The sequence below is a fragment of the Novosphingobium organovorum genome (assembly GCF_022832435.1).
Taxonomy (GTDB): Bacteria; Pseudomonadota; Alphaproteobacteria; order Sphingomonadales; family Sphingomonadaceae; genus Novosphingobium; species Novosphingobium organovorum.
This window is the reverse complement of sequence record NZ_JALHLF010000013.1, coordinates 47,263-70,705: the sequence shown is the minus strand read 5'-3', so window position 1 is coordinate 70,705 and position 23,443 is coordinate 47,263. Positions and strand designations below refer to the sequence as shown.

Here is a 23,443-nt window from a genome sequence, read left to right as displayed (position 1 = left end):
GCGCGCGCCTCGAGCCGTTCGCGCCCGAGCGTGACCGGCCGCAGCGCGCAGCGGCGCATCCGCAAGCCCATTTCATCGAGCTGGTTTTGCAGTTCGGCGCGCACCGGCACCGCCATTTCCGCCGCCGCCGTGGGCGTGGGCGCGCGGCGGTCGGCGGCGTAGTCGCACAAGGTCGTGTCGGTCTCGTGCCCGACCGCCGAGATCACGGGAATCGTGCAGTCGGCCACCGCGCGCACGACCGCTTCCTCGTTGAAGCTCCACAAGTCCTCGATCGAGCCGCCCCCGCGCGCAACGATGACCAGATCGGGGCGCGGCACCGGCCCGCCCTCGGGCAAGGCCGAAAAACCGCGCACCGCATGGGCCACCTGCTGCGCCGAACCTTCGCCCTGGACCAGCACCGGCCAGACCAGCACCCGGCTCGGGAAACGGTCGGCAAGACGGTGGAGGATGTCGCGGATCACCGCTCCGGTGGGCGAGGTGACGACACCGATGGTGCGCGGCAGGAACGGCAGCGCGCGCTTTCGTTCGGGCGCGAAGAGACCTTCGGCGGCAAGTCGCGCGCGCAGCTTCTCGAGCAGCGCGAGCAGCGCCCCCTCGCCCGCGATCTCCATCGTCTCCATCACGATCTGGTACTTCGAGCGGCCGGGATAGGTCGTCAGCTTGCCCGTCGCGACAACCTCGATCCCATCCTCGGGCCGGAAGGCGAGCCGCTGCGCCCCGCCGCGCCACATCACCGCATCGATCACCGCCTTGTCGTCCTTGAGGGCGCAATAGAGGTGGCCCGAAGCCGCGCGCTTGACGCCCGAAAGCTCACCCCGCAGCCGCACGTAGCCGAAGCGATCCTCGACCGTGCGCTTGAGAATCGCCGAAATCTCGGTGATCGAGAGCGGCGCGGCGTTGTCGCCCGCGCCCTCCTTCGCTACCAGCCCCTCGGAACGACCATATTCATCACTGGCATCGTCGTAAGATCGATTGAAAGGCACGGGGTTATGAACATCCTTCTTCTGGGCTCGGGCGGGCGCGAACATGCGCTGGCGTGGAAGATGGCGCAATCCCCGCTGTGCGATACGCTTTACGCTGCCCCCGGAAATCCGGGGATCGCGGACCATGCGACCTGCACCGCGCTCGACGCGGCGGACCACGCGGCGGTGCTCGCCTTCTGCGAGGACAAGCGCATTGGCCTCGTCGTGATCGGGCCCGAGGCGCCGCTGGTCGATGGCCTTGCCGATTCGCTGCGCGCGCAGGGCGTGCCGGTGTTCGGCCCCAACAAGGGCGCGGCGCAGCTCGAAGGCTCGAAGGGGTTTACCAAGGACCTGTGCGCCCGTGCCAACATTCCGACCGGCGGCTACGAACGGGTGACCAACGAAGCCGATGCGCTCGCCGCGCTGGCCCGCTTCGGCGCGCCCGTGGTGGTCAAGGCCGATGGCCTGGCCGCGGGCAAGGGCGTGACCGTGGCGATGACCATGGCCGAAGCCGAACTGGCCGTGCACGAGATCTTCTCGGGCCGCTTTGGCGAGGCGGGCGCCGAAGCGGTGATCGAGGAGTTCCTCGAAGGCGAGGAAGCCAGCTTCTTCGCGCTGACCGACGGATCGACCATCGTCCCCTTCGCCTCGGCGCAGGACCACAAGCGCGTGGGCGATGGCGACACCGGCCCCAACACCGGCGGCATGGGCGCCTACAGCCCGGCGCGCGTGCTCACCCCTGAACTCACCGGCGAGACGATGACCCGGATCATCGCGCCGACGGTGCGCGCGCTGGCCGACGGAGGCACGCCCTATAACGGGGTCCTGTTCCTGGGCCTCATGCTCACCGCGAAGGGGCCTCAGCTGATCGAGTACAACTGCCGCTTCGGCGACCCGGAATGCCAGGTCATGCTGATGCGCCTTGAAAGCGATCTCGTCGAGCTGCTCCACGCCTGCGCGGAAAACCGGCTCGGCTCGGTTCCCGCGCCGCGCTTTCGCGACGCCACCGCGCTGACCGTGGTCATGGCCGCCAACGGCTATCCCGGCACGCCCGAACAGGGCGGCGCGATCACCGGCATCGCCGCGGTCGAAAGCGACGCGGTCAAGGTCTTCCACGCCGGCACCGCGCGCGAGGGCGAGACGCTGGTGGCGAGTGGCGGGCGCGTGCTCAACGTGACCGCGACCGGCACCTCGGTCAGCGAGGCGCAGGCGCGCGCCTACACAGCGCTCGACGCGATCGACTTCCCGACCGGCTTTGCCCGCCGTGACATCGGCTGGCGCGAAGTCGCGCGCGAGAAGAGCGCTTCCTAAGGACCTGCCCATGCTCAAGCACGCCGACGCCCTGCTCAAGCTCGCGCTCGCACTGGCCGCGCTGCTCGCGGGCGGCGGCGTGGGGTTCTACTACGGCATCTACCTGCCCGCGCAGGACGTGCGCAGCCGCAGCGAGGAACTGGTGCGCCAACAAAGCCAGGCGCGCGAACAGACCGACCAGCTCGCCGCCCGCGCCCGGCGCGAAGAGGCGGCGCAAACCGTGTTCCAGGACTGTGTGAGCACGGCGGACCTGACCTACAAGAGCCACTGGACGGCGGCCTGCCGCGCGCAGCACGACGCCGATGTCGCCGCCTACGAAGACTGCGCGGACGATTTCTTCTCCACCGAGGCCGGATGCCACCGCAAGCACCCGATCCGCCCTGAACGCGACTGCGCGCTGACCACCCAGCTCGCCGAACGGCTGGTGGCCGAGCGCCAGGGCGCGCGCCAGCAATGCCAGGCCGCCCTCCAGGCCGCCCAACAGAACTGAGGAACGAAGGGGCGAGACGGTGAACCTTGGATCAACGCCCTCGAAACCCGCTTCGCCCTGTCTGATCGGGCCACTTGACGGAGAACGGGGATGAGCGTGTTTGCCCGCTTCGCCCCGCGTCCCGTGCGGCTCTTCGTGCGGCGCCACCGCCACCGCCTGCGCCAGAGCGAAATCGCGTTCATCCTGCTCGCGCTGCTGGCCGGGCTCGCGGCCGGGGCACTGACCAATATCCAGGGCTTCATCGCCCATTCGCTCCAGCGCCTGCTCTACGGCGTCTCGATCAACCGGCTGAGCGCACTGGGTGAAATTCACCACCCCTGGCGGCTGCTCGCGCTACCGCTGGGGGGGCTGGCGCTGGTCGGCCTCGCGCTCGCGCTGCGCGGGCGGCGGCGCGCGCCGATCGACGTGGTCGAAGCCAACGCGCTCCACGCCGGGCGCATTCCCTTCATCGACAACCTCATCATCTGCGCGCAGACGATCCTGTCGAACGGCGCGGGCGCGTCGGTCGGGCTCGAGGCGGCCTATGCCCAGATGGGCGGAGGCATTGCCTCGATCCNCGACGTGGTCGAAGCCAACGCGCTCCACGCCGGGCGCATTCCCTTCATCGACAACCTCATCATCTGCGCGCAGACGATCCTGTCGAACGGCGCGGGCGCGTCGGTCGGGCTCGAGGCGGCCTATGCCCAGATGGGCGGAGGCATTGCCTCGATCCTGGGCCAGTGGCTCCAGCTGCGCCGCGCCGACATGCGCACGCTGGTCGGCGCGGGGGCGGGCGCGGCGATCGGTGCGGCCTTCGGCGCGCCGCTGGCGGGGGCCTTCTACGCCTTCGAGATCGTCATCGGCGCCTACACCCCCGCCGCCGTCGCCCCGGTCATCGCCGCCTCGCTCGGCGCGGCCTTCGTCACCCGCGCGCTCGGGGTGGAGCCCTACCTCATCGCGACCAGCGTCGATCCCAGCGTCACCACGGTCGACTACCTGCTCTACATGACGCTGGGGCTGATCGCCGCGCTGGTCGGGATCGTGGTCATGCGGCTCGTCACCGCCTGCGAGGCCCAGGTCCAGAAGCTGACCCGCATCGCGCGCTGGAAGCCGGTGCTCGGCGGCCTGCTGCTCATGCCGATCGCCTTCGTTTCGCCCCAGTCGCTCTCGGCCGGGCACGGCGCGATGCACCTCAACCTCGAACTCCTGCCCTCGGTGCAGTTCCTGCTCGTGGTGCTGGTGCTCAAGATCTGTGCCTCGGTGATCTCGCTCAGCTTCGGGTTTCGTGGCGGGCTGTTCTTCGCCTCGCTGTTCCTGGGCTCGCTGGTCGGGCTGATCTTCGCAGGGGTGCTGGCGATGCTCCCGCTCGGCCTGACCCTGGCCCCCAACGACGCCGCTCTGGTGGGGATGAGCGCGATGGCGGTGGCGATCGTGGGCGGGCCGATGACGCTCGCGCTGCTGGTGCTGGAAACCACGCACGACTTCGCGCTGATGGGCGCGGTGCTCGCCGCCTCGCTCGTCGCCAGCGCGTTCACCCGCGAATTCTTCGGCTACTCGTTCTCGACCTGGCGTCTCCACGTGCGCGGCTCGATCATCCGCAGCCCGCGCGACATCAGCTGGATGGTCCACCTTTCGGCCGGGCGCATCATGCGCAAGGACTGGGTGAGCGTGCCCGCCGCGATCACCATCGGCGAATTCCGCGCGCGCGTCCCGCTCGGCTCGGCGAGCAAGGCGATCCTTGCCGATGCGGATGAGCGCTATGCGGGCATCGTCACCACCGAGTCCGCCTACAACCCCAATCTCGATCCCGAGACCCCGCTCGCCACGCTCGCCAAGCTGGCCGGATCGAGCCTCTCACCCACCTCGGACATGCGCACGATGCTCAAGCTGTTCGACGCGGCCGGGGCGGACGAGCTGGCCGTGGTCGATGGCATCGGCCGGGTGGTCGGCGTCGTCAGCGAACGCCACGCGCGCCGGCGCTATTTCGAGGAAATGGAAAGCGCGCAGCGCAGCCTTTACGGCGAGAGCTGAACGTCAGGCGGTGCGGCTGAGCCCCTGCGGCGGCTGGTCGAGCAGGAGGCGCACCATCAGCGCCAATCGCTTCGCATCCTCACGCGCGAGATGTTCCTTGGGCAGCTTGCCCTTCGCCGCCTCGAGCGCCGCGACGACCTGCGGGCGGGTATAGCCGCGCTTGCCGATGAATTCGCCCAGAAAGCGGATCGGGAACGGCGGATTGCGCCCCACCGCCTGGCACAGCACCTCGAACCAGTATTCGTCGAGGTCGGCGTCGGCGTAGAGATCGCAATCCTCGGTAAAGGCGACCATTTCGGCAAAGACCTGCTCGACCGGCAGGCCCTTGAGCGCAAGCAGTTCGCGGCTGATCCCGTGCAGCGCTTCGGCCTCGCTCGACCAGTCCCAGTATTCCCAGCGCGGCGAAGGGCGGATCAGCCAGGCGCGGCTGCGCCCGTCGATCCGCGCAATGGCGACCTCGATGGGAAAGGATTGACCGTATTCGGGCAGGCAGCTCGCTTCAAAGTCGATCAGCGCCGGACAGGTCAATCCCATTCGCTCCTTCGTCAGTGGGCACAGGCGTCAACGGGCACAGGCGTCAGCAGTCACAGGCGCCAGCGGGCACGCGGCCCGCTGCGCGCAAGCGCGCTTCAGGCCAGGTCGGCGATCAGGGCCTGAAGATCGGCCTCGGGACGCGCGCCCATGTGCGAAATGATTTCCGAAGCGCAGATTGCCCCAAGCTTGAGGCACTTGGCAACCTCCAACCCGCGCACGTGGCCGAACAGGAAGCCCGCCGCGAACAGATCGCCGGCACCGGTGGTGTCGATCACCTTGGCGATCGGCTCGGCCGGAACGTGGGTCACGGTGCCATCGGTGACCGCGACCGCACCCTTTTCGCTGCGCGTGACGACAAGCACGGGCACCTTGGGCGCCAACGCGGCGATCCCGGCGTCGAAGTCGTCCTCGCCCGTCAGCGCGCCCAGTTCCACCTCGTTGGCGAACAGGATGTCGATCTGGCCCGCCTCGATCAGCGCGCGGAAATCATCGCCGTGACGGCTGATGACGAAAGCATCGGACAGCGTGAAGGCAACCTTGCGCCCGGCGCCGCGCGCCGCGTCGATTGCCTTGCGCATCGCCGCGCGCGGTTCTTCGGGGTCCCACAGGTAGCCTTCGAGGTAGAGCACCTGTGCGCTGGCGATCATGTCGAGGTCGAGCGCCTCGGCGGGCAGGAACTGCGAGGCGCCCAGGAACGTGTTCATGGTGCGCTGGCCGTCGGGGGTGACGAAGATCAGGCAGCGGCCGGTCGGCGGATTACCCTCGCGCGCGGGAGTGGCAAAGGCGATCTGGCCCGAGCGGATGTCGTGCGCGAAGATCTCGCCCAGCTGGTCGTCGGCAACCTGGCCGACGAAGCCGCACTGCGCGCCGAGCGCGGCAAGGCCCGCCAGTGTGTTCGCCGCCGAACCGCCCGAAATCTCGGTCGCCTGGCCCATCGCGTCGTAAAGGCGCTTGGCGCCGTCGGTGTCGATCAGCGTCATGCCGCCGCGCACCAGGCCGAGTTCCTCGATCTGGGCGTCGCTGCAATGGGCCATGACATCGACAATGGCGTTGCCGATGGCAACAACGTCCAGGGTGGGCTGGCTCATGCGGAAAAGTCCTTCGCTCAAGGGTTGGTCTGCGATTGTTCGGGTTCAGACGGGTTTGGAGGGCACCTGTGGTGCCCGCATCACGGCGCGAGTAGCCTGCCGTCCGTCGCGGCGCAACCGCTGGTCGTCATCACGGGCGTTGACAGGCCGCTACCCGCAGGCGATGCGCTCACAGGCCATGACAACCAATTCGCGCGCGCATCCGTATTCTTCCGCTGAGACTCTCCGTCCAGCCCGCGCGCTTGGCGTTGCGGCCCTGGCGGCGGCGCTGCTGTCCGGCTGCGTCGCGGCTCCCGGCGGCCCGACCCGCCCGTCGCGTGGCGAACCCGCGCCGACCACGGTGCGCCACCCCACGCCCTCGGGCGCGCGTGATCCGCAGTTCCAGACCATCCGCGGGCTCGACGGGGTGATCGGCGTGACCCAGCGCGAGCTTGAACGCCAGTTCGGCCAGCCGCATCTCGATGTGTGGGAAGGCGATGCCCGCAAGCTGCAGTTCATCGGCAAGGCGTGCCTGCTCGACATCTACCTCTACCCGACGTCGAGTTCGAAGACGCCGGTCGCGACCTATGTCGACGCGCGCCGGTCCTCGGACGGGCAGGATGTGGACCGCGCCGCCTGCGTCGCGGCCCTGCGCCAGCGGTAATAGAGAGGTCCGCCGCCCCACATAAGGCGGCGGCGATCACCCGTCAGACGGTAAAGCTCTCGCCGCAGCCGCAGCTGCCCTTGGCGTTGGGGTTGTTGAACACGAACCCGGCGGTGAAATCGTCTTCCTGCCAGTCCATCGTCGAGCCGATCAGGTAGAGCACCGAGGCGGCGTCGATGTAGAACACCCCGCCCGGCGTCTCGATCTTCTCGTCCATCGCGTTTTCCTCGGCCACGTAGTCGACCGAATAGGCCAGGCCCGAACAGCCCCGGCGCGGGGTCGAGAGCTTGACCCCGATGGTGCCTTCGGGGGCCTGCGCCATGAGCGCGGCGACGCGCGCCTGGGCGCTCTCGGTAAGCACCACGGCGGCCGGGCGCTGGCGGGTCTTGGTGGTGGTGGTCATAGCTTCTTTTCCCAGAATTGAGCCGATCCCGCCTCGGGATCAAGCGCGTAGGAGCCGTAGCCCTGCGCGGTGTAGAGCGCCTTTGCCGGAGCGTTGCCGCTGAGCACTTCGAGCGTTACCTTGCAGGCCCCGCGCTGGCGCGCTTCGCGCTCGACCGCGTGCATCAGCGCCGCGCCGATCCCCTTGCCTCGGTGCCCTGAGAGTACCACGAGATCGTGGATATTGACCAGAGGCCGGGCGGCGAAGGTCGAAAAGCCGGTGAAGCAGTTGGCCAGCCCCACCGGATGGTAGCCATCGAACGCAATCAGGCTGAACGCGCCGGGCACCGCATCGAGCGCGGCGGGAAGCCGCGCGCGCACGTCCTCGGCGAGCGGCGCACCGCCGCCCATCGGATCGCGCGCATAGGCATCGAGCAGCGCGACGATGGCCCGGCCGTCCGCGTCGTAGGCGTAATCGGCCAGCCGCACCGTCAGCGGGGCAACCGCCGTGTCGGCGCCGCCGGGCGCGATCACAACATGCCCAGTTCGAGCTTCGCCTCGTCCGACATCTTGGCCATGTCCCACGGCGGGTCCCAGACCAGATTCACTTCGGCATCGCGCACGCCGGGCACCGCGCAGACGCGCAGTTCGACTTCGCCGGGCATCGATTCGGCGACCGGGCAGTGCGGGGTGGTGAGCGTCATGGTCACCGCCACCGAAGCCTCGGGCGAAACGTCGACCGCATAGATCAGGCCCAGGTCGTAGATATTGACCGGGATTTCGGGGTCATAGATTTCCTTGAGCGCATCGATCACGCCGTCGTAGATCGCCCCGCCCGGTTCGCCCGGACTGGTCCCTTGCGGCTTTTCGGCGAGGAACCCGTCGAGATAGTCGCGCTTGCGTTCACCCGCTTCGACGCCCGCTTCAGGGCCAGCCTCTACGCCCGCTTGCGGCATCACCGCCTCGTCTACGCGCGCGCGGCGCGGGGCGGGGGCTTCGTCAACGCTTTCGACGGTGAAGGGGGGCTTCGCCTCGTTGCTCATCCGAAAATTCTCCTGGTGCGCTCGATTCCCTTGAGAAGCGCCTCGATATCGCTTTCATCGCTGTACACGCCGAAACTGGCGCGCGCCGTGGCGGGCACGCCCAGATGGTCCATCAGCGGCTGGGCGCAGTGGTGTCCGGCCCGGATCGCGACGCTCGCGCCGTCGGGGCCTTCCTCGTCCAATATGGTGCCCAGATCGTGCGGGTGAACCCCGTCGAGCGCGAAACTGACGATGCCCAGCCCATCGTCCGGGCCAAACAGCGTCACGTCGTTGCGCGCAGCGAGTTCGCGGCGCAGCGTGGCGGCCAGCGCGCGCTCGTGCGCCTCGGCCCGGGCAATGCCGATGCCGGTCAGCCAGTCCATGGCTGCGGCCATGCCCAGCGCCTCGACGATCATCGGGGTACCCGCCTCGAAACGCTGCGGAGCGGGCGCGAAAGTGGTCTTCGCGAAAGTCACGCGGTCGATCATCGCCCCGCCACCCTGCCAGGGCGGCATCGCGTCGAGCAGCGCCTTCTTTGCGAAAAGCACGCCGATCCCGGTCGGCCCGTAGAGCTTGTGCGCCGAAAAGGCATAGAAATCGCAGTCAAGCGCGGCCATGTCGAGCGCGAGGCGCGGCGCGGCCTGGCACCCGTCGATCAGCAGCTTGGCGCCGACGCCGTGCGCCAGCTTCGCGGCGTGTTCCACGTGGAGCACCGAGCCCAGCACGTTGGAAACGTGGGCAAAGGCCACCAGCTTGTGCGCCGGGGTGAGGATGCGCTCGGCGGCCTCGAGATCGATGGTTCCAGCCGCTGTCAGCGGACAGACATCGATCGCGACGCCGGTCCGCTCAGCCAGCAGCTGCCAGGGCACGATGTTCGAATGGTGTTCGAGCGTCGAGAGCAGGATGCGGTCGCCCGCCTTGAGATGGGCCCGCCCCCAGGTCTGCGCGACGAGGTTGATCGCCTCGGTCGCGCCGCGCGTGAAGACGATCTCGTCCTCGGCCGCGCCGATGAATTTCGCGGTGGTGCGCCGCGCGGCCTCGAAGGCCAGAGTCATCTCGGCCGAGCGCTGGTAGACGCCGCGGTGGACGGTCGCGTAGTCGCGCCCCATCGCCGCGACGGTGGCGTCGATCACCGCCTGCGGCTTTTGCGCGGTGGCGCCGGTGTCGAGGTAGTGCCAGCCGCCCGCCAGACCGGGGAACTGGTCCTTGACCGACAGCGCCTCGCTGGTCGTTGCGGCGGTCATGACAAGATCGCCTCCAGCCGGGCCTGCGCGGCGCTTTCGAGCGCTTGCGCCGCCGGCGCGCCGGCAAAGGCTTCGGCGAGGAACGCCTGGAGCATCAACCGCTTGGCCGCCATCGGGGGAAGCCCGCGCGACATGAGGTAGAACAGGCCCTCACCGTCGAGTTCGCCCACCGCGCAGCCGTGCGCGGCCTTGACATCGTCGGCGTAGATTTCCAGCTCGGGCTTGGCGTTGGCGGTCGCCGTGCGATCGAGCAGCATGGCGCGCACCGACTGTTCGGCGTCGGTGCCGTCGGCCCCGCGCTCGACCCCGATGCAGCCCAGGTACGTGCCCACCGCGTGCCCCGCGAGCACCGAGCGCACGATCTGGCGCGAACTGGCGTTCAAAGCGGTGTGGACCACCTTGGTGACGATCTCCAAGTTCTCCGAGCCCGTCGCCAGCTGCGCCGCGCCGAGCGTGAAGTCCGCCCCCTCGCCCAGCCGCACGTCGATCGCGATGCGCCCATAGACTGGCCCGGCCGACAGCACGCGCAGATCGAACACCGCGCCCTTCGCCAGCGTGATGACCAGATGCCGCGCGACCGGCGCATCGCCCTCGAGCATGACCTGGAGGCTGCCTTCCTCGCCTTCGGCCACCGCGATCGGCTCGGCCGCGATCGGCCACAGCGTCTCGAGCGCGTTCAGGTCCGCATAGCGGAAATCCTCGTTGCGCCGGGTCGGCAGGGTGAGAGCCTCGCTCATGCGGCGGCCTCGTGGACCACCGCCTCGTAGCCCTCGTCCTCGAGCCGCAGCGCAAGTTCGGGGCCGCCCGACTTGACGATCCGGCCCGCCGAAAGGACGTGCACGAAGTCCGGCTTCACGTAATCGAGCAGGCGCTGGTAGTGGGTGATGAGAAGGACCGCCTTGTCGGGCTGGCGCATGATCGCGTTGATGCCTTCGCCGCAGATGCGCAGCGCATCGATGTCGAGGCCCGAATCGGTTTCGTCGAGGATCGCCAGCCGGGGATCGAGCACGCCCATCTGGACCATCTCGGCGCGCTTCTTCTCGCCGCCCGAAAAGCCCACGTTCACCGGACGCTTGAGCATGTCCATGTCCATCTTGAGCAGCGCCGCCTTCTCCTTGGCGAGCTTCAGGAACTCGCCGCCCGAAAGCGGCTCCTCGCCGCGGCTCTTGCGCTGGGCGTTGGCCGCTTCGCGCAGGAACTGGACGAACGACACGCCGGGAATCTCGACCGGGTACTGGAACCCCAGGAACAGGCCCGCCGCCGCGCGTTCGTGCGGTTCGAGCCCGAGCAGGTCCTGGCCGAGGAAATCGACCGAACCGCCGGTCACTTCGTAGCCCGGACGCCCGCCCAGCACGTAGCCGGTGGTCGACTTGCCCGCGCCGTTGGGGCCCATGATGGCGTGAATCTCGCCCGGATTGACGGTCAGCGAAAGGCCCTTGAGGATCGGCTTGTCGGCGACGCTCGCCTGCAGGTTTTCAATCTTCAGCATAGAAAAAACAGTTCCGCTTGAATGGGGTTGATGCTCACTTGCCCTTGGGGCAGCGGAAGCGTTGGAATGTCGTCTGCTCGTTGGCGGTGGTCATCATCGTGCCATCGGCCGAAAGCTCGTAGCGCTCGCTCGAGGACCAGGTCTCGCCCTCGCCCGAAAAATCGGCCGAGATCACGATCGCGCGCGGCCCCACATCCTCGACCTTGGTGACCTTGCCTTCGGCTTCCCAGCCGTGCAGTTCGGTCGCGGTCAACGTCAGCGTGGCGTCGGTGGGGGCACTGCAATAGCGGGTGTCTTCTTCCCAATGGCCCTGGAAGGCCTTGGGGATCACGCTCGCCTGCGCCCTGGCCGCGACGGGCACGGCAAGGCCCGCCAGGGCAACCCCGGCCAGCACCGCCCTGAAAGGTCCGGCAACGGGGGGCGTCATGCCTCGCTGTCCTCCATCCGCACACCGCCCACGCCGCGGCGCGCCGCACGCTTGTCGAAGGGCTTGTTGGTCTCGGCGGCGATGGCCTTCACCACCGCGGCGAGATCGCCCAGGATTTCGGCCTCGGCAAAGCGCAGCACGCGCACGCCGACCTGGGTGAGCTTGCCGTCCTGCAGCGTCTCGACTTCGGCGTTGGCGCCTTCGGGGCTGATCAGCACCACGATCCAGCGCGAGGGGCAGGCGAAATCGACGATCGCCGAACCGACGATGGCCTGGCGGGTGAACTTCACCCCGCCCAGCTGCGCGCCCGACAGCGCGCCCCACAGCGCTTCCTGCGCCGGGCTCGGATTGTGGCGCTGGATGCGCGCGCGTTCCTTTAGCTTTTCGAGCCGCGCGCCGGTGAGCGCGAAACCTTCACGCGCGTTGTTCTTGGGCGCCGCTTCGCCACGACTGATGCCAAGAGTCTTACGTTCAACCATTGGGATGCGTTCTTCCATCGTGCCAAATTTTCTGGGATGTCGCGAGCGCATCAACGGCAGCCAGAGCCAGCTTGATCAGCTCTGCACGCGTATCGGCGGCTTCGACACCGTCCTGTTCCAAAATCGAATCGGCCTTCGTCACCGCCATTTCACGCAGGTGCGCGCAGGTCTGGACATCGCCCGGTGCCTCGACAGCAGACCCATCCGCCATTTTGACGCTCGCTCCGGCCTGCTCCAGCAAGCAATGGAGCAACGGCGTCATCGCAGGATTGAGCAAGTCGGGATAGGATGCGGAAGCCTTGAACCAGATCTCGTCGCGAATCTTGGCAGCCTTCGCTTCGCCACCGTCCTCTTTGGCAAAACCAGGCGTGGTCGCGACCAGGCCAAGCCCGGCAATCCCTAGGATACCGATAGTCCGCAGACGGGCCAGCACGGGCTTGCGCATCAACCGACACTCCCTTCGAGCGAAATGCCGAGCAGCTTCTGCGCCTCGACCGCAAATTCCATGGGCAATTGCTGGAGCACTTCCTTGGCAAAGCCGTTGACGATGAGGCCGACCGCCGCCTCGGTATCGAGCCCGCGCTGCTGCGCGTAGAACAACTGGTCGTCGCTGATCTTCGAGGTGGTCGCCTCGTGCTCGATCTGCGCGGTGGGGTTGCGCACCTCGATATAGGGGACGGTGTGTGCGCCGCACTCCTTGCCCAGCAGCAGCGAATCGCACTGGGTGAAGTTGCGCACATCCTCGGCGTTGGCGCTCACCCGCACGAGGCCGCGGTAGGTGTTGTTCGACTTGCCCGCCGAAATGCCCTTCGAGATGATAGTCGAGCGCGAGCCTGCGCCGTTGTGGATCATCTTGGTGCCGGTGTCGGCCTGCTGGAAGTTGTTGGTGACCGCGACCGAATAGAACTCGCCCACCGAATCCTTGCCGTTGAGCACGCACGAGGGGTACTTCCAGGTGATCGCCGAACCGGTCTCGACCTGGGTCCACGACACCTTCGAGCGATCGCCCTGGCACAGCGCGCGCTTGGTCACGAAGTTGTAGATGCCGCCCTTGCCCTCGGCGTTGCCGGGATACCAGTTCTGCACCGTCGAATACTTGATCTCGGCATCCTCGAGCGCGACCAGCTCGACCACGGCGGCGTGGAGCTGGTTTTCGTCGCGCTGGGGTGCGGTGCAACCCTCAAGGTAGGAAACGTAGGCGCCCTTGTCGGCGACGATCAGGGTGCGTTCGAACTGGCCGGTGTTCTCCGCGTTGATGCGGAAATAGGTCGACAGCTCCATCGGGCAGCGCACGCCCTCGGGCACGTAGACGAAAGTGCCATCGGAAAACACCGCGCAGTTGAGCGCGGCGAAGTAGTTGTCCTGGACCGGCACGACCTTGCCCAGCCACTTCTTGACCAGCTCGGGGTATTCGCGGATCGCCTCGGAGATCGAACGGAAGATGACGCCCGCGCTCTCCAGCTCCTTGCGGAAGGTGGTGGCGACCGAAACCGAATCGAACACCGCGTCCACCGCGACCTTGCGCGCACCCTCGACGCCGGCGAGAACCTTCTGTTCCTCAAGCGGAATACCGAGCTTTTCGTATACACGCAGGATCTCGGGATCGACCTCGTCGAGGCTCGCCGGGCCATCCTTCTTCTTGGGCGCGGCCCAGTAATAGGCCTCCTGGTAGTCGATCGGCGGGACCGACAGCTTGGCCCAGTCGGGCGGGGTCATCTCGAGCCAGCGGCGGTAGGCCTTGAGGCGCCACTCGAGCATCCACGCAGGCTCGTCCTTCTTGGCCGAAATGAACCGCACGGTATCCTCGGACAGGCCCTTGGGGCCGTATTCCTGCTCGATGTCCGAAGACCAGCCGTGTTCGTATTCGGCCACGCGGGCGGCGGCCTCGCGCGCCGCCTGGTCGCGCTCCTCGCCCGCCGGGGGCGGGGCTTCCGAGGGGAAGGGGGCGGAATCCTGTGTCATTTATGCTTCCTCGACGAACTGTGTCAGGGGCACCTGTGCCAATGCCCCGCGCAGCGCTGCATTCACCTGGGGCCAGTGCGGACGCACCGTGCACTGGCCTTCGAGCGTGCAGTCGTGTTTTCCGTCCTCGAGGCAGGTGGTGAGCGCGATCGGCCCCTCCACCGCCTCGACGATGTCGGCGATCGTGATCGCCGCGGGCGGCCGCGCGAGCTTGAGCCCGCCACCCACCCCGCGCGAGGAGCGCATCAGCCCCGCCGCGCTCAGTTTGCTTACCAGTTTCTGGACCGTGGGTGAGGGAAGCCCGGTTTCCTCGGCCAGCTGGCCCGCGCTCACGCGCACGCCGCCACAATGCCGCGCCGCGGCGGACATGATGATGACGGCATAATCGGCCATGCTGGACAAGCGCATAATTGCGACTCTTTACGAACCCGACGGTTAAACTGGATCAAATCTCTCCGATTTAACTAGCGTATCGGTCCGCAAGATTCAATGCCGCGCGACGCAACTGCCCCGGCAGCCGACGCAACCGGCGCAACCAACCAGGCCACCGTCGGACACCGCGCCGGAAGGCCCGAACCGGGAAGCCGGAACAAAAATAGGCGGCCCCCACCGATGCAGGAAGCCGCCTTTCAAGGTATAAAGAACTCGTGCGCATCCCGCTACGAGCCCTTCGGGTCGCGAGGTCGGTGTAGGCTGAGGGTTCGTTCAGGAATTGTATAAATGCGACACGGCGATGCGCGCAGGCCCCTTGCGATGTCGCTTTTGTGCTCGCATGCGTCGTCCCACGAAAGAATTGTGGCCTTCGTGCAACGCCGCTATGGGGCGTGATCGTGATCTACAGCGCTCTTCGACCCGCCCTTTTCCGACTCGACGCCGAATCGGCCCACGGCCTTGCCCTGCGCGGCCTCTCGCTCGCCGGCTTGCTGCCCGCCGGACACGCCAGCCCCGCGCTGGCCAGCACGGTCGCGGGAATCGCCTTTCCCAATCCGGTCGGCATGGCCGCGGGCTTCGACAAGAACGCACAAGTGCCCGACGCGCTGCTCAAGCTCGGCTTCGGGTTCGCCGAAGTCGGCTCGATCACCCCGCTCCCGCAGGCGGGCAATCCGCGCCCGCGCATCTTCCGCCTGGTCGAAGACCGCGCGGTGATCAACCGGCTCGGCTTCAACAACGGCGGCGCGGCGGCCGCGCTCGCCCGTCTCAAGGCGCGCAAAGATCGGCCGGGCGTGGTCGGCATCAACATCGGCGCCAACAAGGATTCGTCCGACCGCGTGGCCGACTATGCGGTGATGACCCGCGCCATGGCCCCGCTCGCGACCTATCTCGCGGTCAACATCTCGAGCCCCAACACCCCCGGCCTGCGCGCGCTGCAGGACGAATCCGCGCTGATCGACCTGCTCGACGCGGTCAACGCCGCGCGCGCCGAAGTCTGCCCCCAGGGCGGCCCGCCGGTGTTCCTCAAGGTCGCTCCCGACCTCGAACCCACCGACATCGATGCGATCGCGCGCATCGCGATCGAACGCAAGCTGGGCGCGCTGATCGTCTCGAACACCACCATCTCGCGCCCCCCGCTCACCTCGCCCAACGCGGGGGAGACCGGCGGGCTTTCGGGCGCCCCGCTGCGCGACCTGGCCCTGCAGCGCCTGCGCGACTTTCGGACGGCCACCGGCGGCGCGCTGCCGCTCGTAGGCGTGGGCGGGATCGCCGATGCCCACGACGCCTGGGCGCGCATCCGCGCCGGGGCCAGCCTCGTCCAGCTCTACAGCGCAATGGTCTACGAAGGCCCGTTCATCGCCCGCAAGATCAACAAAGGTCTCGAAAATTTAATGAAGCGCGAGGGGTTCAAGTCCATTGCCGAGGCGGTCGGAACACAATAGCCTCACGCGCCATGCTGCGCTCATACCTGATTGGCCTTCGCGCCACGCTCGCCCCGACCACTGCATGGACCTGCACCCTCGCCGCCAGCCTGGCGCTGGGCGCGTGCACCACGGCCTCCGCGCCGCCGGTGGAAACCGCCAAGGCTCCTCCACCCGCCGCGATGAATCACGCCGCGATGAATCACAGGGCCGCCAACCTCGACGCGACGGGGGTCGGGGTGGTCAGCGCAGCCGATCCACGCGCCGCTGCGGCGGGCGTCGAAATCCTCAAGATGGGCGGCAGCTCGACCGACGCGGCGATCGCCACGATGCTTGCGCTCAACGTCGTCGAACCGCAAAATTCGGGCATTGGCGGCGGTCTGTTCTGGATGCGCCACGGTGCCAAAGACCACTCCACCGCCTCGATCGACGGGCGCGAGACCGCACCGGCGGCGGCCGACCTCAACTGGTTCATGGGCGCCGACGGCAAGCCGCGCCCGATGCAGGAAATCTATGCCGGCGCGCTCAGCGCCGGGGTTCCGGGCGCGCTCGCCGCGATGGCACAGGCGCACAAGCGCTGGGGCAAGCTGCCCTGGGCCACGCTGTTCCAGCCCGCGATCAAGCTCGCACGGGATGGCTTCGTGGTCACCGCAAGGCTGCACAACGGGCTCGACCTCTACAGCCGCCACGTCACCGGCTGGGCCAGGCAGACCTACTTCCCCGGCGGCCAGCCGCTGGCGACCGGCTCCACCTTCAAGGTGCCCGAACTGGCCGACACGCTCGAACGGCTCGCCAAGGAAGGGCCCGTGCCGTTCTACCACGGCACCATCGCGCACGACATCGTCACCGCGCTCAACACCGCCAAGCCGATCTCCTCGCCGATCACCGAAGCGGACCTGGCCCACTACCAGGCCAAGGAACGTCCGCCGGTGTGCGACACCTATCGCGGCTACAGGATCTGCTCGATGGGCCCGCCCTCCTCGGGCGGCCTGACGGTGCTGATGATCCTCAAGCAGCTCGAACGCTTTGACATGAAGGGACTGGGCAAGGACAGCCCGGTCGCCTGGCACCTGATCGCCGAGTCCGAGCGGCTCGCCTACGCCGATCGCAACATGTACATCGGCGATCCCGATTTCCTGGGCGTTCCGGTCAAGGGGCTGCTCGATCCCGCCTACCTTGCCAGCCGTTCGGCGCTGATCCATCCCGACAGCACGATCAAGGTGATCGAGCCGGGCACCCCGCAAGGCGCACCCGAACGCCAGCGCGTGCCCTTCCGCGACGATCCGGGCACCACCGATCTCGCCGTCGTCGATGGGGACGGCAACGTCTCGCAGGTCACCACCACGGTCAACGGCTACTTCGGCTCGGGAATTTCGGCCGATGGCTTCATGATCAACAACGAGCTGCCCGATTTCGATCCGGTGCCGAACAAGGACGGCTACCTCGTCGCCAACCGCGTCGAAGGGGGCAAGCGCCCGCGCAGCTCGATGGCGCCCACCATCGTCTACAACCCCGATGGTTCGGTGCGCCTGGCGATCGGCGCGGCGGGCGGCGCGACGATCATCTGCCAGATCGCCAAGGCGATCATCGGCGTGATCGACTGGGACATGAGCGCGCAGGACGCCATCGCCACCGGGCTGATCTACGCCCCCGCCACGAAGACCGCCACGCTCGAGGAAGGCACCCCGCTTGCCGCCATGGTCCCCGCGCTCCAGGCGCTGGGCGAAACCGTCGAGGTCGCCCCGCTCGGGCTCAAGGCCAACGCGGTCGAGAAGGTCAACGGCCGGTGGGTCGGCGCCGCCGACCCACGCAGCGAAGGCGTGGGCATGGACACCAAGGGCAACGTCACGGTCATCGCGCGGCGCGCCAACAGCCTCAACGGCGCGCACGAGTAAACGCACGCCCTGCCGGGGAGGGAAATAATCCTCTGGTGAAATCGGTCCAAGTCTGACAGGGGCCCGCTCGCGGTTGTGGCAACCGTTTGCGGGCCCTAAACGTTCGGTTCAAAGACCCCGAACGGCATCAGAGAGGATTGTCTTAGTCATGGACCTGGTCGATTTCGACAGGAGCGCGAACGTCGTCTCGCTGTTCCTCGAGCGCGCCGATGCTCTGGGCGAGGCGCCGATGCTCTGGGCCAGACACGAAGGCGAATGGCGCGCGATCAGCTGGGCCGAAGCCGCCCGCCGGGTCTGCCTGCTGGCCACCTCGCTGCGCCGCATGGGGCTGCGCGATGGTGACCGCGTGGTGATCGTCTCGGAAAACCGGCCCGAATGGTGCCTGTCCGATCTCGCGATCATGGCCGCGGGCTGCGTGACGGTGCCCACCTACACCACCAACACCACGCGCGATCACATCCACATCCTGGAAAATTCGGGCGCCTGCGCCGCGATCGTGTCGAGCGCGAAGCTGGGCAAGGCGCTGCTGCCCGCGATCGTCCAGACCGACTTGTGCGGCCACGTCATCGGCATGGACGCGCTGCCCGCGATGCAGGGCACCAACTACGACACCGCCTTGTGGGACGACCTGCTCGAGGGCGATGCGGCGGCCGCGCGCGCCGAGGTCGAGGCACGCCTCGCCACCATCGGGCGCGAGGACCTGGCCTGCATCATCTACACCAGCGGCACCGGCGGCGCGCCGCGCGGGGTGCGCCAGCACCACGGCATGCTGCTCACCAACATCGCGGGCACCACGCAGGTCATCCTCGAGGACTTCGCGCTCGACAAGCCCGAGACGTTTCTCTCCTTCCTCCCGCTCAGCCACGCCTACGAACACACCGCGGGCGAGATTTTCCCGATCGGTCTGGGCGGCCAGATCTACTACGCCGAAGGGCTCGAGAAACTCGCCGCGAACATCGAGGAAGTGGGGCCCACGATCATGGTCGTGGTCCCGCGCCTGTTCGAGGTCCTGCGCACCAAGATCATGAAACAGATCGAAAAGCAGGGTGGCGCGGCGAAGTGGATGATGGAACAGGCGGTTGCGCTCGCGGCCCGCACGGCGCAAGGGCGCCGGCGCCTGACCGATCCCGCGCTCGACTTCCTGCTCGAACGCACGCTGCGCCCCAAGATCCGCGCCAGGTTCGGCGGGCGGATGAAGGCGCTGGTCTCGGGCGGCGCCCCGCTCAACCCCGAGGTGGGCCTGTTCTTCGAGGCCATGGGGCTGACCCTGCTGCAAGGCTATGGCCAGACCGAAAGCGGCCCGGTCATCTCGGTCAACCGCCCGCGCGCGGGGATCAAGATGGAAACCGTCGGCCCGCCCTTGCGCGGCGCCGAAGTTCAGATCGCGCAGGACGGCGAAATCCTCGTGCGCGGCGAACTGGTCATGCACGGCTACTGGCAGAACGAAGCGGCCAGCCGCGCCGCGCTGCAGGACGGCTGGCTGCACACCGGCGACATCGGCCATATCGACGCCAAGGGCCGCATCTGCATCACCGACCGCAAGAAGGACATGATCGTCAACGACAAGGGCGACAACGTCTCGCCGCAGCGCATCGAATCGATGCTCACACTGCAAAACGAGATCGCCCAGGCGATGGTCTCGGGCGACCGGCGCCCTTACGTCGTCGGACTGATCGTGCCCGACGAGGACTGGGCGCGCGAATGGGCCGAGGCCAACGGCCTGTCGCCCGCGCTCGCGGCGGTGCGCGACCTGCCCGCCTTCCGCGCCGCGCTGCGCGACGCGATCGACCGGGTCAACCGCGAGCTTTCGGTGATCGAGAAGGTGCGCCAGTTCACGCTCGCCGACGAACCCTTCGCGATCGACAACGAGGAACTGACCCCCAGCCTCAAGATCCGCCGGCACAAGCTCAAGGAGCGTTACGGCCTGCGGCTGGATGCGCTCTATCGGGGTTGAAAAGCCCTTGGCCGACACGTCACCGGATTGTGCCGCATCGCCTGGCGGACGAGGCTAGTGGTTCGATTCTGACATTTGATACCCTATCGGATAGGGCGCGTTAAAATGCCCGGATCAATCCAGCAGGTGCCATGAAAACCGCGAAGGCCTGGAACGACGGGTGCGACCCGAAGGGCTTTGTGCCCTGTTGCGTCGTTCAGGCCGCTTCGACTTCGATCCATTCGGGATAGAAGCCCGGTTCACGGGTCGACCAGCCCGGCGCGGTGGCGGCGGCTTCGCTGATCGAGTGAAGCAGCGTCTTGCGCCGGTCGGGGCGGATCTGCGGCAGCGCGGCGGCGCCGCAAAACGCGCCCGGCAGCCAGGGCCGCGCCCAGGCGCCCAGCAGGCGCTCGTAAAGGAAGCGGAAGGCCGAGAAGCTGCTCAGGCTTTCCTGCGCAAGGTCGTAGGCGGCCATGCGCACCAGCTTGCCCATGAAGGTATCGAGATCGGCAAACCCGTACTCGTCGGGTCGCTGGCCGCGCAGGCTGCGCAGTTCGCCGTAGCTTTCGTACTGACCGCGGATCGAGGCGGTTTCCTCGGCGCTGCGTGCCCAGAGCTTGAAAGCGTCCTGGCGACCAAGGCCGACATCGAGACTGCGCCGGATATAGCGCTGTTCGGCGGCGGTGAAGCTTGCGAATTCCCGAAGTTCGCTGATCGTGAGACTTGCCGTTCCTGCATGTGCCATGGTTTCTTATCCGTTCTTTTAGGCGCTGTACCTTCCCCCTTGATGCCCCCATTAAACCACGCGCTGGTTACCGGCCCGTAAAGTATGCAATCGTTTGAATACCGCACTGGCCGAAAGTATATGGAAACTTATTTGTTAACCATCAGATCAGGCCGGAAAGCGGGCTCGAAGGGTCCGCATAGCGGCGCAGCCCCATGCGTCCGGCAAGATATGCGTCGCGTCCGGCGAGCACCGCGTGGCGCATTGCGCGGGCCATGCGAATCGGATCCTTGGCCTCGGCGATCGCGGTGTTCATCAAGATGCCATCGCAGCCCAGTTCCATTGCAATCGCTGCATCCGATGCGGTTCCCACACCCGCGTCGACCAGCACGGGTACATTGGCCCCTTCGACGATCAGGCGGATGGTCACCTTGTTCTGGATCCCGAGCCCCGAACCGATCGGCGCGCCAAGTGGCATGATCGCCACCGCGCCAGCTTCCTCGAGCTGCTTGGCCGCGATCGGATCGTCGACGCAGTAGACCATCGGCTTGAAGCCTTCCCGGACCAGCGTCTCGGTCGCCTTGAGCGTCTCGCGCATGTCCGGATAGAGGGTGCGCGCCTCGCCCAACACCTCGAGCTTGACGAGATCCCAGCCGCCGGCCTCGCGCGCCAGGCGCAGTGTGCGCACGGCATCCTCGGCAGTGAAGCACCCTGCGGTGTTGGGCAGGTACGTCACCTTCCTGGGGTCGATGTAGTCGGTCAGCATCGGCGCCTTGGGGTCCGACACGTTGACCCGGCGCACCGCCACCGTCACGATTTCCGCGCCCGACGCCTCGAGCGCGGCGGCGTTCTGCGCGAAGTCCTTGTACTTGCCCGTGCCCACGATCAGGCGCGAGGTAAAAGTGCGCCCGGCAACGGTCCAGGTGTCGTCGGACACAGTATCAACGGAGGAGGTGGCGGTATCGGTCACGGGTCGCATCCTTTCGAAAGGGGCGAAAAACGAAGAAACGGGGAAGCTCGGGCCGGTCGGCGGGCCGAAAAAGGATCAGCCGCCGCCGACGAAGTGCACGATCTCAAGCGTGTCGCCCGCGCCCAGCGCAATCTGCGCCAGCTGCGAGCGCGGCGCGATCTCGGCGTTGTGCTCGACCGCGACCTTGGCCGGGTCGAGCCCGATCTCGGCGACGAGATCGGCGATCGAGGCCCCCGCGGCAATCTGCCGGGGCTCGCCATTGACGGTCAGGGAAATGCGTTCGGACGGCGTGTCGTTCTGGGCCATGCCCTCGCAGATAGCGTCAAGCGCGCCGAGTGCAAGGACGCAGCCCCCTTGCGATTGTGTGTCGCGGCCGAAAGGGTCGCTGCCTCGCCCCGGACCCGTTCAGGGCCGGTGCTGGTCGCTGGCGTGCGCGCGATGCCCACGCAGGTTGACGATGTGCGCCGAGGCGACGAGCGCCACGCCCAGGATCGTCAGAACCGCTTCGGGCAGGCCATGGCCCACGAACAGCGCGGTGGCCATCAGCGAAAGCCCCAGCCCGCCGATCACCAGCGGCGCGACGCGCCCGTGATGGCGCACGCCAAAACCCAGCGACACCGCGCCGAACACTACGGCCAGCGCCAGTCCCACCTCGTGGATCGCCGGATCAAGCAGCACGCCGCCGCCCAGCCCCAGCACGCCCACCAGCACCACGCCCAGGACGCAATGCACCGCGCACAGCCCGCTCAGGAAAATTCCCGCGCGATCGAGCCGGCCACGAATCGATTTGAAGGAGGGAGGCATTCGTGCGCCAATATGATACGTTGTAACATTATGCAAGAGGCTGCGTACCACCGCACCGGCTCACAGCCACGCCGCCCGCCAAGCGCCCCCTTGCGCAATCGGACGCAAGGGCTCAGGGAGTATCCCCATGAGAAACCTTGATGGCCGCCCCCTAATCGGAACCTCCGACGATATCGGAGCCATGATCGGCTGGCTGCTGACGGTCGCCGCGATGGTCGTGCTGATCGTCGCTGTCGGCGGGATCACGCGCCTCACCGAATCCGGCCTTTCGATCACCCACTGGAAACCGGTAACCGGGATCATCCCCCCGCTCGGCGACGCGCAGTGGCAGGCCGCTTTTGCGGACTATCGCAAGATTCCACAGTACCTCGACGTCAACGGTCCGGCGGGCATGACCCTGGCCGACTACAAGTTCATCTACTTCTGGGAATGGACCCACCGCCTGCTGGCGCGGATCATCGGCATGGTGTTCGCGCTGCCGCTGGCCTGGTTCTGGATGCGCCGCACGATCCCGCTGGGCTACAAGCCGCGTTTTCTGGCGCTGCTGGCGCTGGGCGGACTGCAGGGCGCGGTCGGCTGGTGGATGGTCTCCTCGGGGCTCACCCCCGATGCGGCCGACCGCGTGAGCCACTTCCGTCTTGCCGCGCACCTGCTCACCGCGCTGTTCACGCTGGGCGGCCTGGTGTGGACCGCGCTGGACCTCAGGCAGCTGCAGCAAGGCCAGCCGCGCGCGGCGTTGGGGCGCTTTTCGCTGGTGGTGCTCGCCGCGCTGGCCTTCCAGCTGTTCATGGGCGCGCTGCTCGCCGGGTTGCGCGCGGGCTATGTCGCCGGATCGGGCTGGTTCCATGCCGACGCCTGGCCGCTGATGCAGGGCTCGTTCTTTCCCGCCGGGGTCGACACCTCGGGCGGGGTGCTGCACACCTTGTTCAGCGATCCCTACCTCGTCCACTTCATCCACCGCTGGTGGGCCTGGGTGGTCGTCGCGCTGCTGGTGACCATGGGCCGACGCCTGCGCGCGGTGCGCCAGCGCCCGGCCTCGGTGGCCATCCACATCGCCTTCGGCTTCCAGATCCTGCTCGGCATCTCGACCGTGTGGTCGGGCGTGAGCCTGTGGATCGCGGTCGCCCACCAGGTCTGCGGCGCGCTGCTTGTCGCCGCCACGGTCTGGGGCGCCCACGCGCTGGGCCAGCGCGATCCGGTCAACCTGCTGAGCCGCGCCTGA

General features: G+C 67.6%; 25 protein-coding genes and 1 pseudogene. 8 read left to right on the top strand and 18 right to left on the bottom strand.

Annotation, left to right across the window (positions count from 1 at the left end; all coding sequences use genetic code 11):
• On the bottom strand, positions 1 to 1,028 hold a 1,028-nt coding region (gene xseA, locus MTR62_RS06075), incomplete at its 3' end, for an exodeoxyribonuclease VII large subunit (RefSeq protein WP_244018008.1).
• Here xseA and purD point away from each other — a divergent pair.
• The 3 genes and pseudogenes from purD to MTR62_RS06060 form a co-directional block, all read left to right on the top strand.
• Positions 990 to 2,273, top strand: coding sequence for a phosphoribosylamine--glycine ligase (gene purD, locus MTR62_RS06070; protein ID WP_244018006.1), 1,284 nt, complete (start codon positions 990 to 992; stop codon positions 2,271 to 2,273). The genes xseA and purD overlap by 39 nt on opposite strands.
• Before the next feature lie 10 nt (positions 2,274 to 2,283).
• A complete protein-coding gene (locus MTR62_RS06065) occupies positions 2,284 to 2,763 on the top strand; it encodes a hypothetical protein (RefSeq protein WP_244018004.1) in 480 nt (159 codons plus the stop codon).
• Positions 2,764 to 3,315: 552 nt separating this feature from the next.
• Positions 3,316 to 4,773, top strand: a pseudogene (locus MTR62_RS06060) (chloride channel protein); the annotation flags it as partial.
• A 3-nt stretch (positions 4,774 to 4,776) separates the two neighbouring features.
• On the opposite strand, the gene MTR62_RS06055 reads toward MTR62_RS06060, so the two are convergent.
• Together MTR62_RS06055 and MTR62_RS06050 are read right to left on the bottom strand one after the other, a co-directional pair.
• On the bottom strand, positions 4,777 to 5,307 hold the full coding sequence (locus tag MTR62_RS06055) for a 3'-5' exonuclease (protein WP_244018000.1): 531 nt from the start codon (positions 5,305 to 5,307) through the stop codon (positions 4,777 to 4,779).
• 95 nt (positions 5,308 to 5,402) lie between these two features.
• Positions 5,403 to 6,395 (bottom strand): adenosine kinase, encoded by a 993-nt coding sequence (locus MTR62_RS06050; RefSeq protein ID WP_244017998.1) that lies wholly within the window; start codon positions 6,393 to 6,395, stop codon positions 5,403 to 5,405.
• Positions 6,396 to 6,573: 178 nt separating this feature from the next.
• Between MTR62_RS06050 and MTR62_RS06045 the strand changes: the two genes are divergently transcribed.
• Complete coding sequence (locus tag MTR62_RS06045) at positions 6,574 to 7,038, top strand: hypothetical protein (RefSeq protein ID WP_244017995.1); 465 nt, start codon at positions 6,574 to 6,576, stop codon at positions 7,036 to 7,038.
• Positions 7,039 to 7,081: 43 nt separating this feature from the next.
• Here the strand turns inward: MTR62_RS06045 and MTR62_RS06040 are convergent, their stop codons facing one another.
• The 11 genes from MTR62_RS06040 to MTR62_RS05990 are packed head-to-tail and all read right to left on the bottom strand — an operon-like array spanning position 7,082 to position 14,450.
• Positions 7,082 to 7,441, bottom strand: a complete 360-nt coding sequence (locus tag MTR62_RS06040; RefSeq protein ID WP_244017993.1) for a HesB/IscA family protein — start codon at positions 7,439 to 7,441, stop codon at positions 7,082 to 7,084.
• Positions 7,438 to 7,953 carry a GNAT family N-acetyltransferase gene (locus tag MTR62_RS06035; RefSeq protein ID WP_244017991.1) on the bottom strand — a complete coding sequence of 172 codons (516 nt, stop codon included), beginning with the start codon at positions 7,951 to 7,953 and terminating at the stop codon, positions 7,438 to 7,440. Before MTR62_RS06035 ends, MTR62_RS06040 begins: the two co-directional genes overlap by 4 nt.
• Entirely contained in the window at positions 7,950 to 8,462 is a 513-nt protein-coding gene (locus tag MTR62_RS06030; protein ID WP_244017989.1) for an SUF system Fe-S cluster assembly protein, read from the bottom strand. The genes MTR62_RS06035 and MTR62_RS06030 overlap by 4 nt, the downstream gene beginning before the upstream one ends.
• Positions 8,459 to 9,685: an aminotransferase class V-fold PLP-dependent enzyme gene (locus tag MTR62_RS06025; RefSeq protein ID WP_244017987.1), complete on the bottom strand. Its 1,227-nt coding sequence runs from the start codon at positions 9,683 to 9,685 to the stop codon at positions 8,459 to 8,461. The genes MTR62_RS06030 and MTR62_RS06025 overlap by 4 nt, the downstream gene beginning before the upstream one ends.
• Complete coding sequence (locus MTR62_RS06020) at positions 9,682 to 10,422, bottom strand: SufD family Fe-S cluster assembly protein (protein WP_244017985.1); 741 nt, start codon at positions 10,420 to 10,422, stop codon at positions 9,682 to 9,684. The genes MTR62_RS06025 and MTR62_RS06020 overlap by 4 nt, the downstream gene beginning before the upstream one ends.
• A complete protein-coding gene (gene sufC, locus MTR62_RS06015; protein ID WP_244017983.1) occupies positions 10,419 to 11,174 on the bottom strand; it encodes a Fe-S cluster assembly ATPase SufC in 756 nt (251 codons plus the stop codon). The genes MTR62_RS06020 and sufC overlap by 4 nt, the downstream gene beginning before the upstream one ends.
• A gap of 34 nt (positions 11,175 to 11,208) precedes the next feature.
• Positions 11,209 to 11,601 carry a hypothetical protein gene (locus MTR62_RS06010; RefSeq protein ID WP_244017981.1) on the bottom strand — a complete coding sequence of 131 codons (393 nt, stop codon included), beginning with the start codon at positions 11,599 to 11,601 and terminating at the stop codon, positions 11,209 to 11,211.
• The gene (locus MTR62_RS06005) at positions 11,598 to 12,080 is read right to left on the bottom strand and encodes an endonuclease domain-containing protein (RefSeq protein WP_244017979.1); all 483 of its coding nucleotides are present in this window, start codon (positions 12,078 to 12,080) and stop codon (positions 11,598 to 11,600) included. The genes MTR62_RS06010 and MTR62_RS06005 overlap by 4 nt, the downstream gene beginning before the upstream one ends.
• Positions 12,073 to 12,525 (bottom strand): hypothetical protein, encoded by a 453-nt coding sequence (locus MTR62_RS06000; RefSeq protein ID WP_244017977.1) that lies wholly within the window; start codon positions 12,523 to 12,525, stop codon positions 12,073 to 12,075. Before MTR62_RS06000 ends, MTR62_RS06005 begins: the two co-directional genes overlap by 8 nt.
• A complete protein-coding gene (sufB, locus tag MTR62_RS05995) occupies positions 12,525 to 14,042 on the bottom strand; it encodes a Fe-S cluster assembly protein SufB (RefSeq protein ID WP_244017975.1) in 1,518 nt (505 codons plus the stop codon). Before sufB ends, MTR62_RS06000 begins: the two co-directional genes overlap by 1 nt.
• Positions 14,043 to 14,450 (bottom strand): SUF system Fe-S cluster assembly regulator, encoded by a 408-nt coding sequence (locus MTR62_RS05990; RefSeq protein ID WP_244017973.1) that lies wholly within the window; start codon positions 14,448 to 14,450, stop codon positions 14,043 to 14,045.
• A 422-nt stretch (positions 14,451 to 14,872) separates the two neighbouring features.
• On the opposite strand from MTR62_RS05990, the gene MTR62_RS05985 reads away from it, so the two are divergent.
• From MTR62_RS05985 to MTR62_RS05975, 3 genes are all read left to right on the top strand, one after another.
• A complete protein-coding gene (locus tag MTR62_RS05985) occupies positions 14,873 to 15,916 on the top strand; it encodes a quinone-dependent dihydroorotate dehydrogenase (RefSeq protein ID WP_244017971.1) in 1,044 nt (347 codons plus the stop codon).
• Between the two features lie 11 nt (positions 15,917 to 15,927).
• A complete protein-coding gene (gene ggt, locus MTR62_RS05980) occupies positions 15,928 to 17,790 on the top strand; it encodes a gamma-glutamyltransferase (protein ID WP_407672616.1) in 1,863 nt (620 codons plus the stop codon).
• A gap of 148 nt (positions 17,791 to 17,938) precedes the next feature.
• Positions 17,939 to 19,744 carry an AMP-dependent synthetase/ligase gene (locus MTR62_RS05975; protein ID WP_244017969.1) on the top strand — a complete coding sequence of 602 codons (1,806 nt, stop codon included), beginning with the start codon at positions 17,939 to 17,941 and terminating at the stop codon, positions 19,742 to 19,744.
• 196 nt (positions 19,745 to 19,940) lie between these two features.
• Here the strand turns inward: MTR62_RS05975 and MTR62_RS05970 are convergent, their stop codons facing one another.
• The 4 genes from MTR62_RS05970 to MTR62_RS05955 all read right to left on the bottom strand — a co-directional run bounded on the left by MTR62_RS05970 (position 19,941) and on the right by MTR62_RS05955 (position 22,221).
• Positions 19,941 to 20,468 (bottom strand): hypothetical protein, encoded by a 528-nt coding sequence (locus MTR62_RS05970; RefSeq protein ID WP_244017967.1) that lies wholly within the window; start codon positions 20,466 to 20,468, stop codon positions 19,941 to 19,943.
• 142 nt (positions 20,469 to 20,610) lie between these two features.
• Positions 20,611 to 21,417, bottom strand: coding sequence for a bifunctional sulfur carrier protein/thiazole synthase protein (locus MTR62_RS05965; RefSeq protein ID WP_327194383.1), 807 nt, complete (start codon positions 21,415 to 21,417; stop codon positions 20,611 to 20,613).
• 75 nt (positions 21,418 to 21,492) lie between these two features.
• Positions 21,493 to 21,723 (bottom strand): sulfur carrier protein ThiS, encoded by a 231-nt coding sequence (gene thiS, locus MTR62_RS05960; protein WP_244017965.1) that lies wholly within the window; start codon positions 21,721 to 21,723, stop codon positions 21,493 to 21,495.
• 99 nt (positions 21,724 to 21,822) lie between these two features.
• Entirely contained in the window at positions 21,823 to 22,221 is a 399-nt protein-coding gene (locus MTR62_RS05955) for a MerC domain-containing protein (protein ID WP_244017963.1), read from the bottom strand.
• 127 nt (positions 22,222 to 22,348) lie between these two features.
• On the opposite strand from MTR62_RS05955, the gene MTR62_RS05950 reads away from it, so the two are divergent.
• Complete coding sequence (locus MTR62_RS05950) at positions 22,349 to 23,443, top strand: COX15/CtaA family protein (protein WP_244017961.1); 1,095 nt, start codon at positions 22,349 to 22,351, stop codon at positions 23,441 to 23,443.

Excerpts from the sequence above, each read along its gene's own strand:
- purD (WP_244018006.1), top strand. The coding sequence starts at position 990 with ATGAACATCCTTCTTCTGGGCTCGGGCGGGCGCGAACATGCGCTGGCG.
- MTR62_RS06065 (WP_244018004.1), top strand. The coding sequence starts at position 2,284 with ATGCTCAAGCACGCCGACGCCCTGCTCAAGCTCGCGCTCGCACTGGCC.
- MTR62_RS06055 (WP_244018000.1), bottom strand. The coding sequence starts at position 5,307 with ATGGGATTGACCTGTCCGGCGCTGATCGACTTTGAAGCGAGCTGCCTG.
- MTR62_RS06050 (WP_244017998.1), bottom strand. The coding sequence starts at position 6,395 with ATGAGCCAGCCCACCCTGGACGTTGTTGCCATCGGCAACGCCATTGTC.
- MTR62_RS06045 (WP_244017995.1), top strand. The coding sequence starts at position 6,574 with ATGACAACCAATTCGCGCGCGCATCCGTATTCTTCCGCTGAGACTCTC.
- MTR62_RS06040 (WP_244017993.1), bottom strand. The coding sequence starts at position 7,441 with ATGACCACCACCACCAAGACCCGCCAGCGCCCGGCCGCCGTGGTGCTT.
- MTR62_RS06030 (WP_244017989.1), bottom strand. The coding sequence starts at position 8,462 with ATGAGCAACGAGGCGAAGCCCCCCTTCACCGTCGAAAGCGTTGACGAA.
- MTR62_RS06025 (WP_244017987.1), bottom strand. The coding sequence starts at position 9,685 with ATGACCGCCGCAACGACCAGCGAGGCGCTGTCGGTCAAGGACCAGTTC.
- MTR62_RS06020 (WP_244017985.1), bottom strand. The coding sequence starts at position 10,422 with ATGAGCGAGGCTCTCACCCTGCCGACCCGGCGCAACGAGGATTTCCGC.
- sufC (WP_244017983.1), bottom strand. The coding sequence starts at position 11,174 with ATGCTGAAGATTGAAAACCTGCAGGCGAGCGTCGCCGACAAGCCGATC.
- MTR62_RS06010 (WP_244017981.1), bottom strand. The coding sequence starts at position 11,601 with ATGACGCCCCCCGTTGCCGGACCTTTCAGGGCGGTGCTGGCCGGGGTT.
- MTR62_RS06005 (WP_244017979.1), bottom strand. The coding sequence starts at position 12,080 with ATGGTTGAACGTAAGACTCTTGGCATCAGTCGTGGCGAAGCGGCGCCC.
- MTR62_RS06000 (WP_244017977.1), bottom strand. The coding sequence starts at position 12,525 with ATGCGCAAGCCCGTGCTGGCCCGTCTGCGGACTATCGGTATCCTAGGG.
- sufB (WP_244017975.1), bottom strand. The coding sequence starts at position 14,042 with ATGACACAGGATTCCGCCCCCTTCCCCTCGGAAGCCCCGCCCCCGGCG.
- MTR62_RS05990 (WP_244017973.1), bottom strand. The coding sequence starts at position 14,450 with ATGCGCTTGTCCAGCATGGCCGATTATGCCGTCATCATCATGTCCGCC.
- ggt (WP_407672616.1), top strand. The coding sequence starts at position 15,928 with ATGCTGCGCTCATACCTGATTGGCCTTCGCGCCACGCTCGCCCCGACC.
- MTR62_RS05975 (WP_244017969.1), top strand. The coding sequence starts at position 17,939 with ATGGACCTGGTCGATTTCGACAGGAGCGCGAACGTCGTCTCGCTGTTC.
- MTR62_RS05970 (WP_244017967.1), bottom strand. The coding sequence starts at position 20,468 with ATGGCACATGCAGGAACGGCAAGTCTCACGATCAGCGAACTTCGGGAA.
- thiS (WP_244017965.1), bottom strand. The coding sequence starts at position 21,723 with ATGGCCCAGAACGACACGCCGTCCGAACGCATTTCCCTGACCGTCAAT.
- MTR62_RS05955 (WP_244017963.1), bottom strand. The coding sequence starts at position 22,221 with ATGCCTCCCTCCTTCAAATCGATTCGTGGCCGGCTCGATCGCGCGGGA.
- MTR62_RS05950 (WP_244017961.1), top strand. The coding sequence starts at position 22,349 with ATGAGAAACCTTGATGGCCGCCCCCTAATCGGAACCTCCGACGATATC.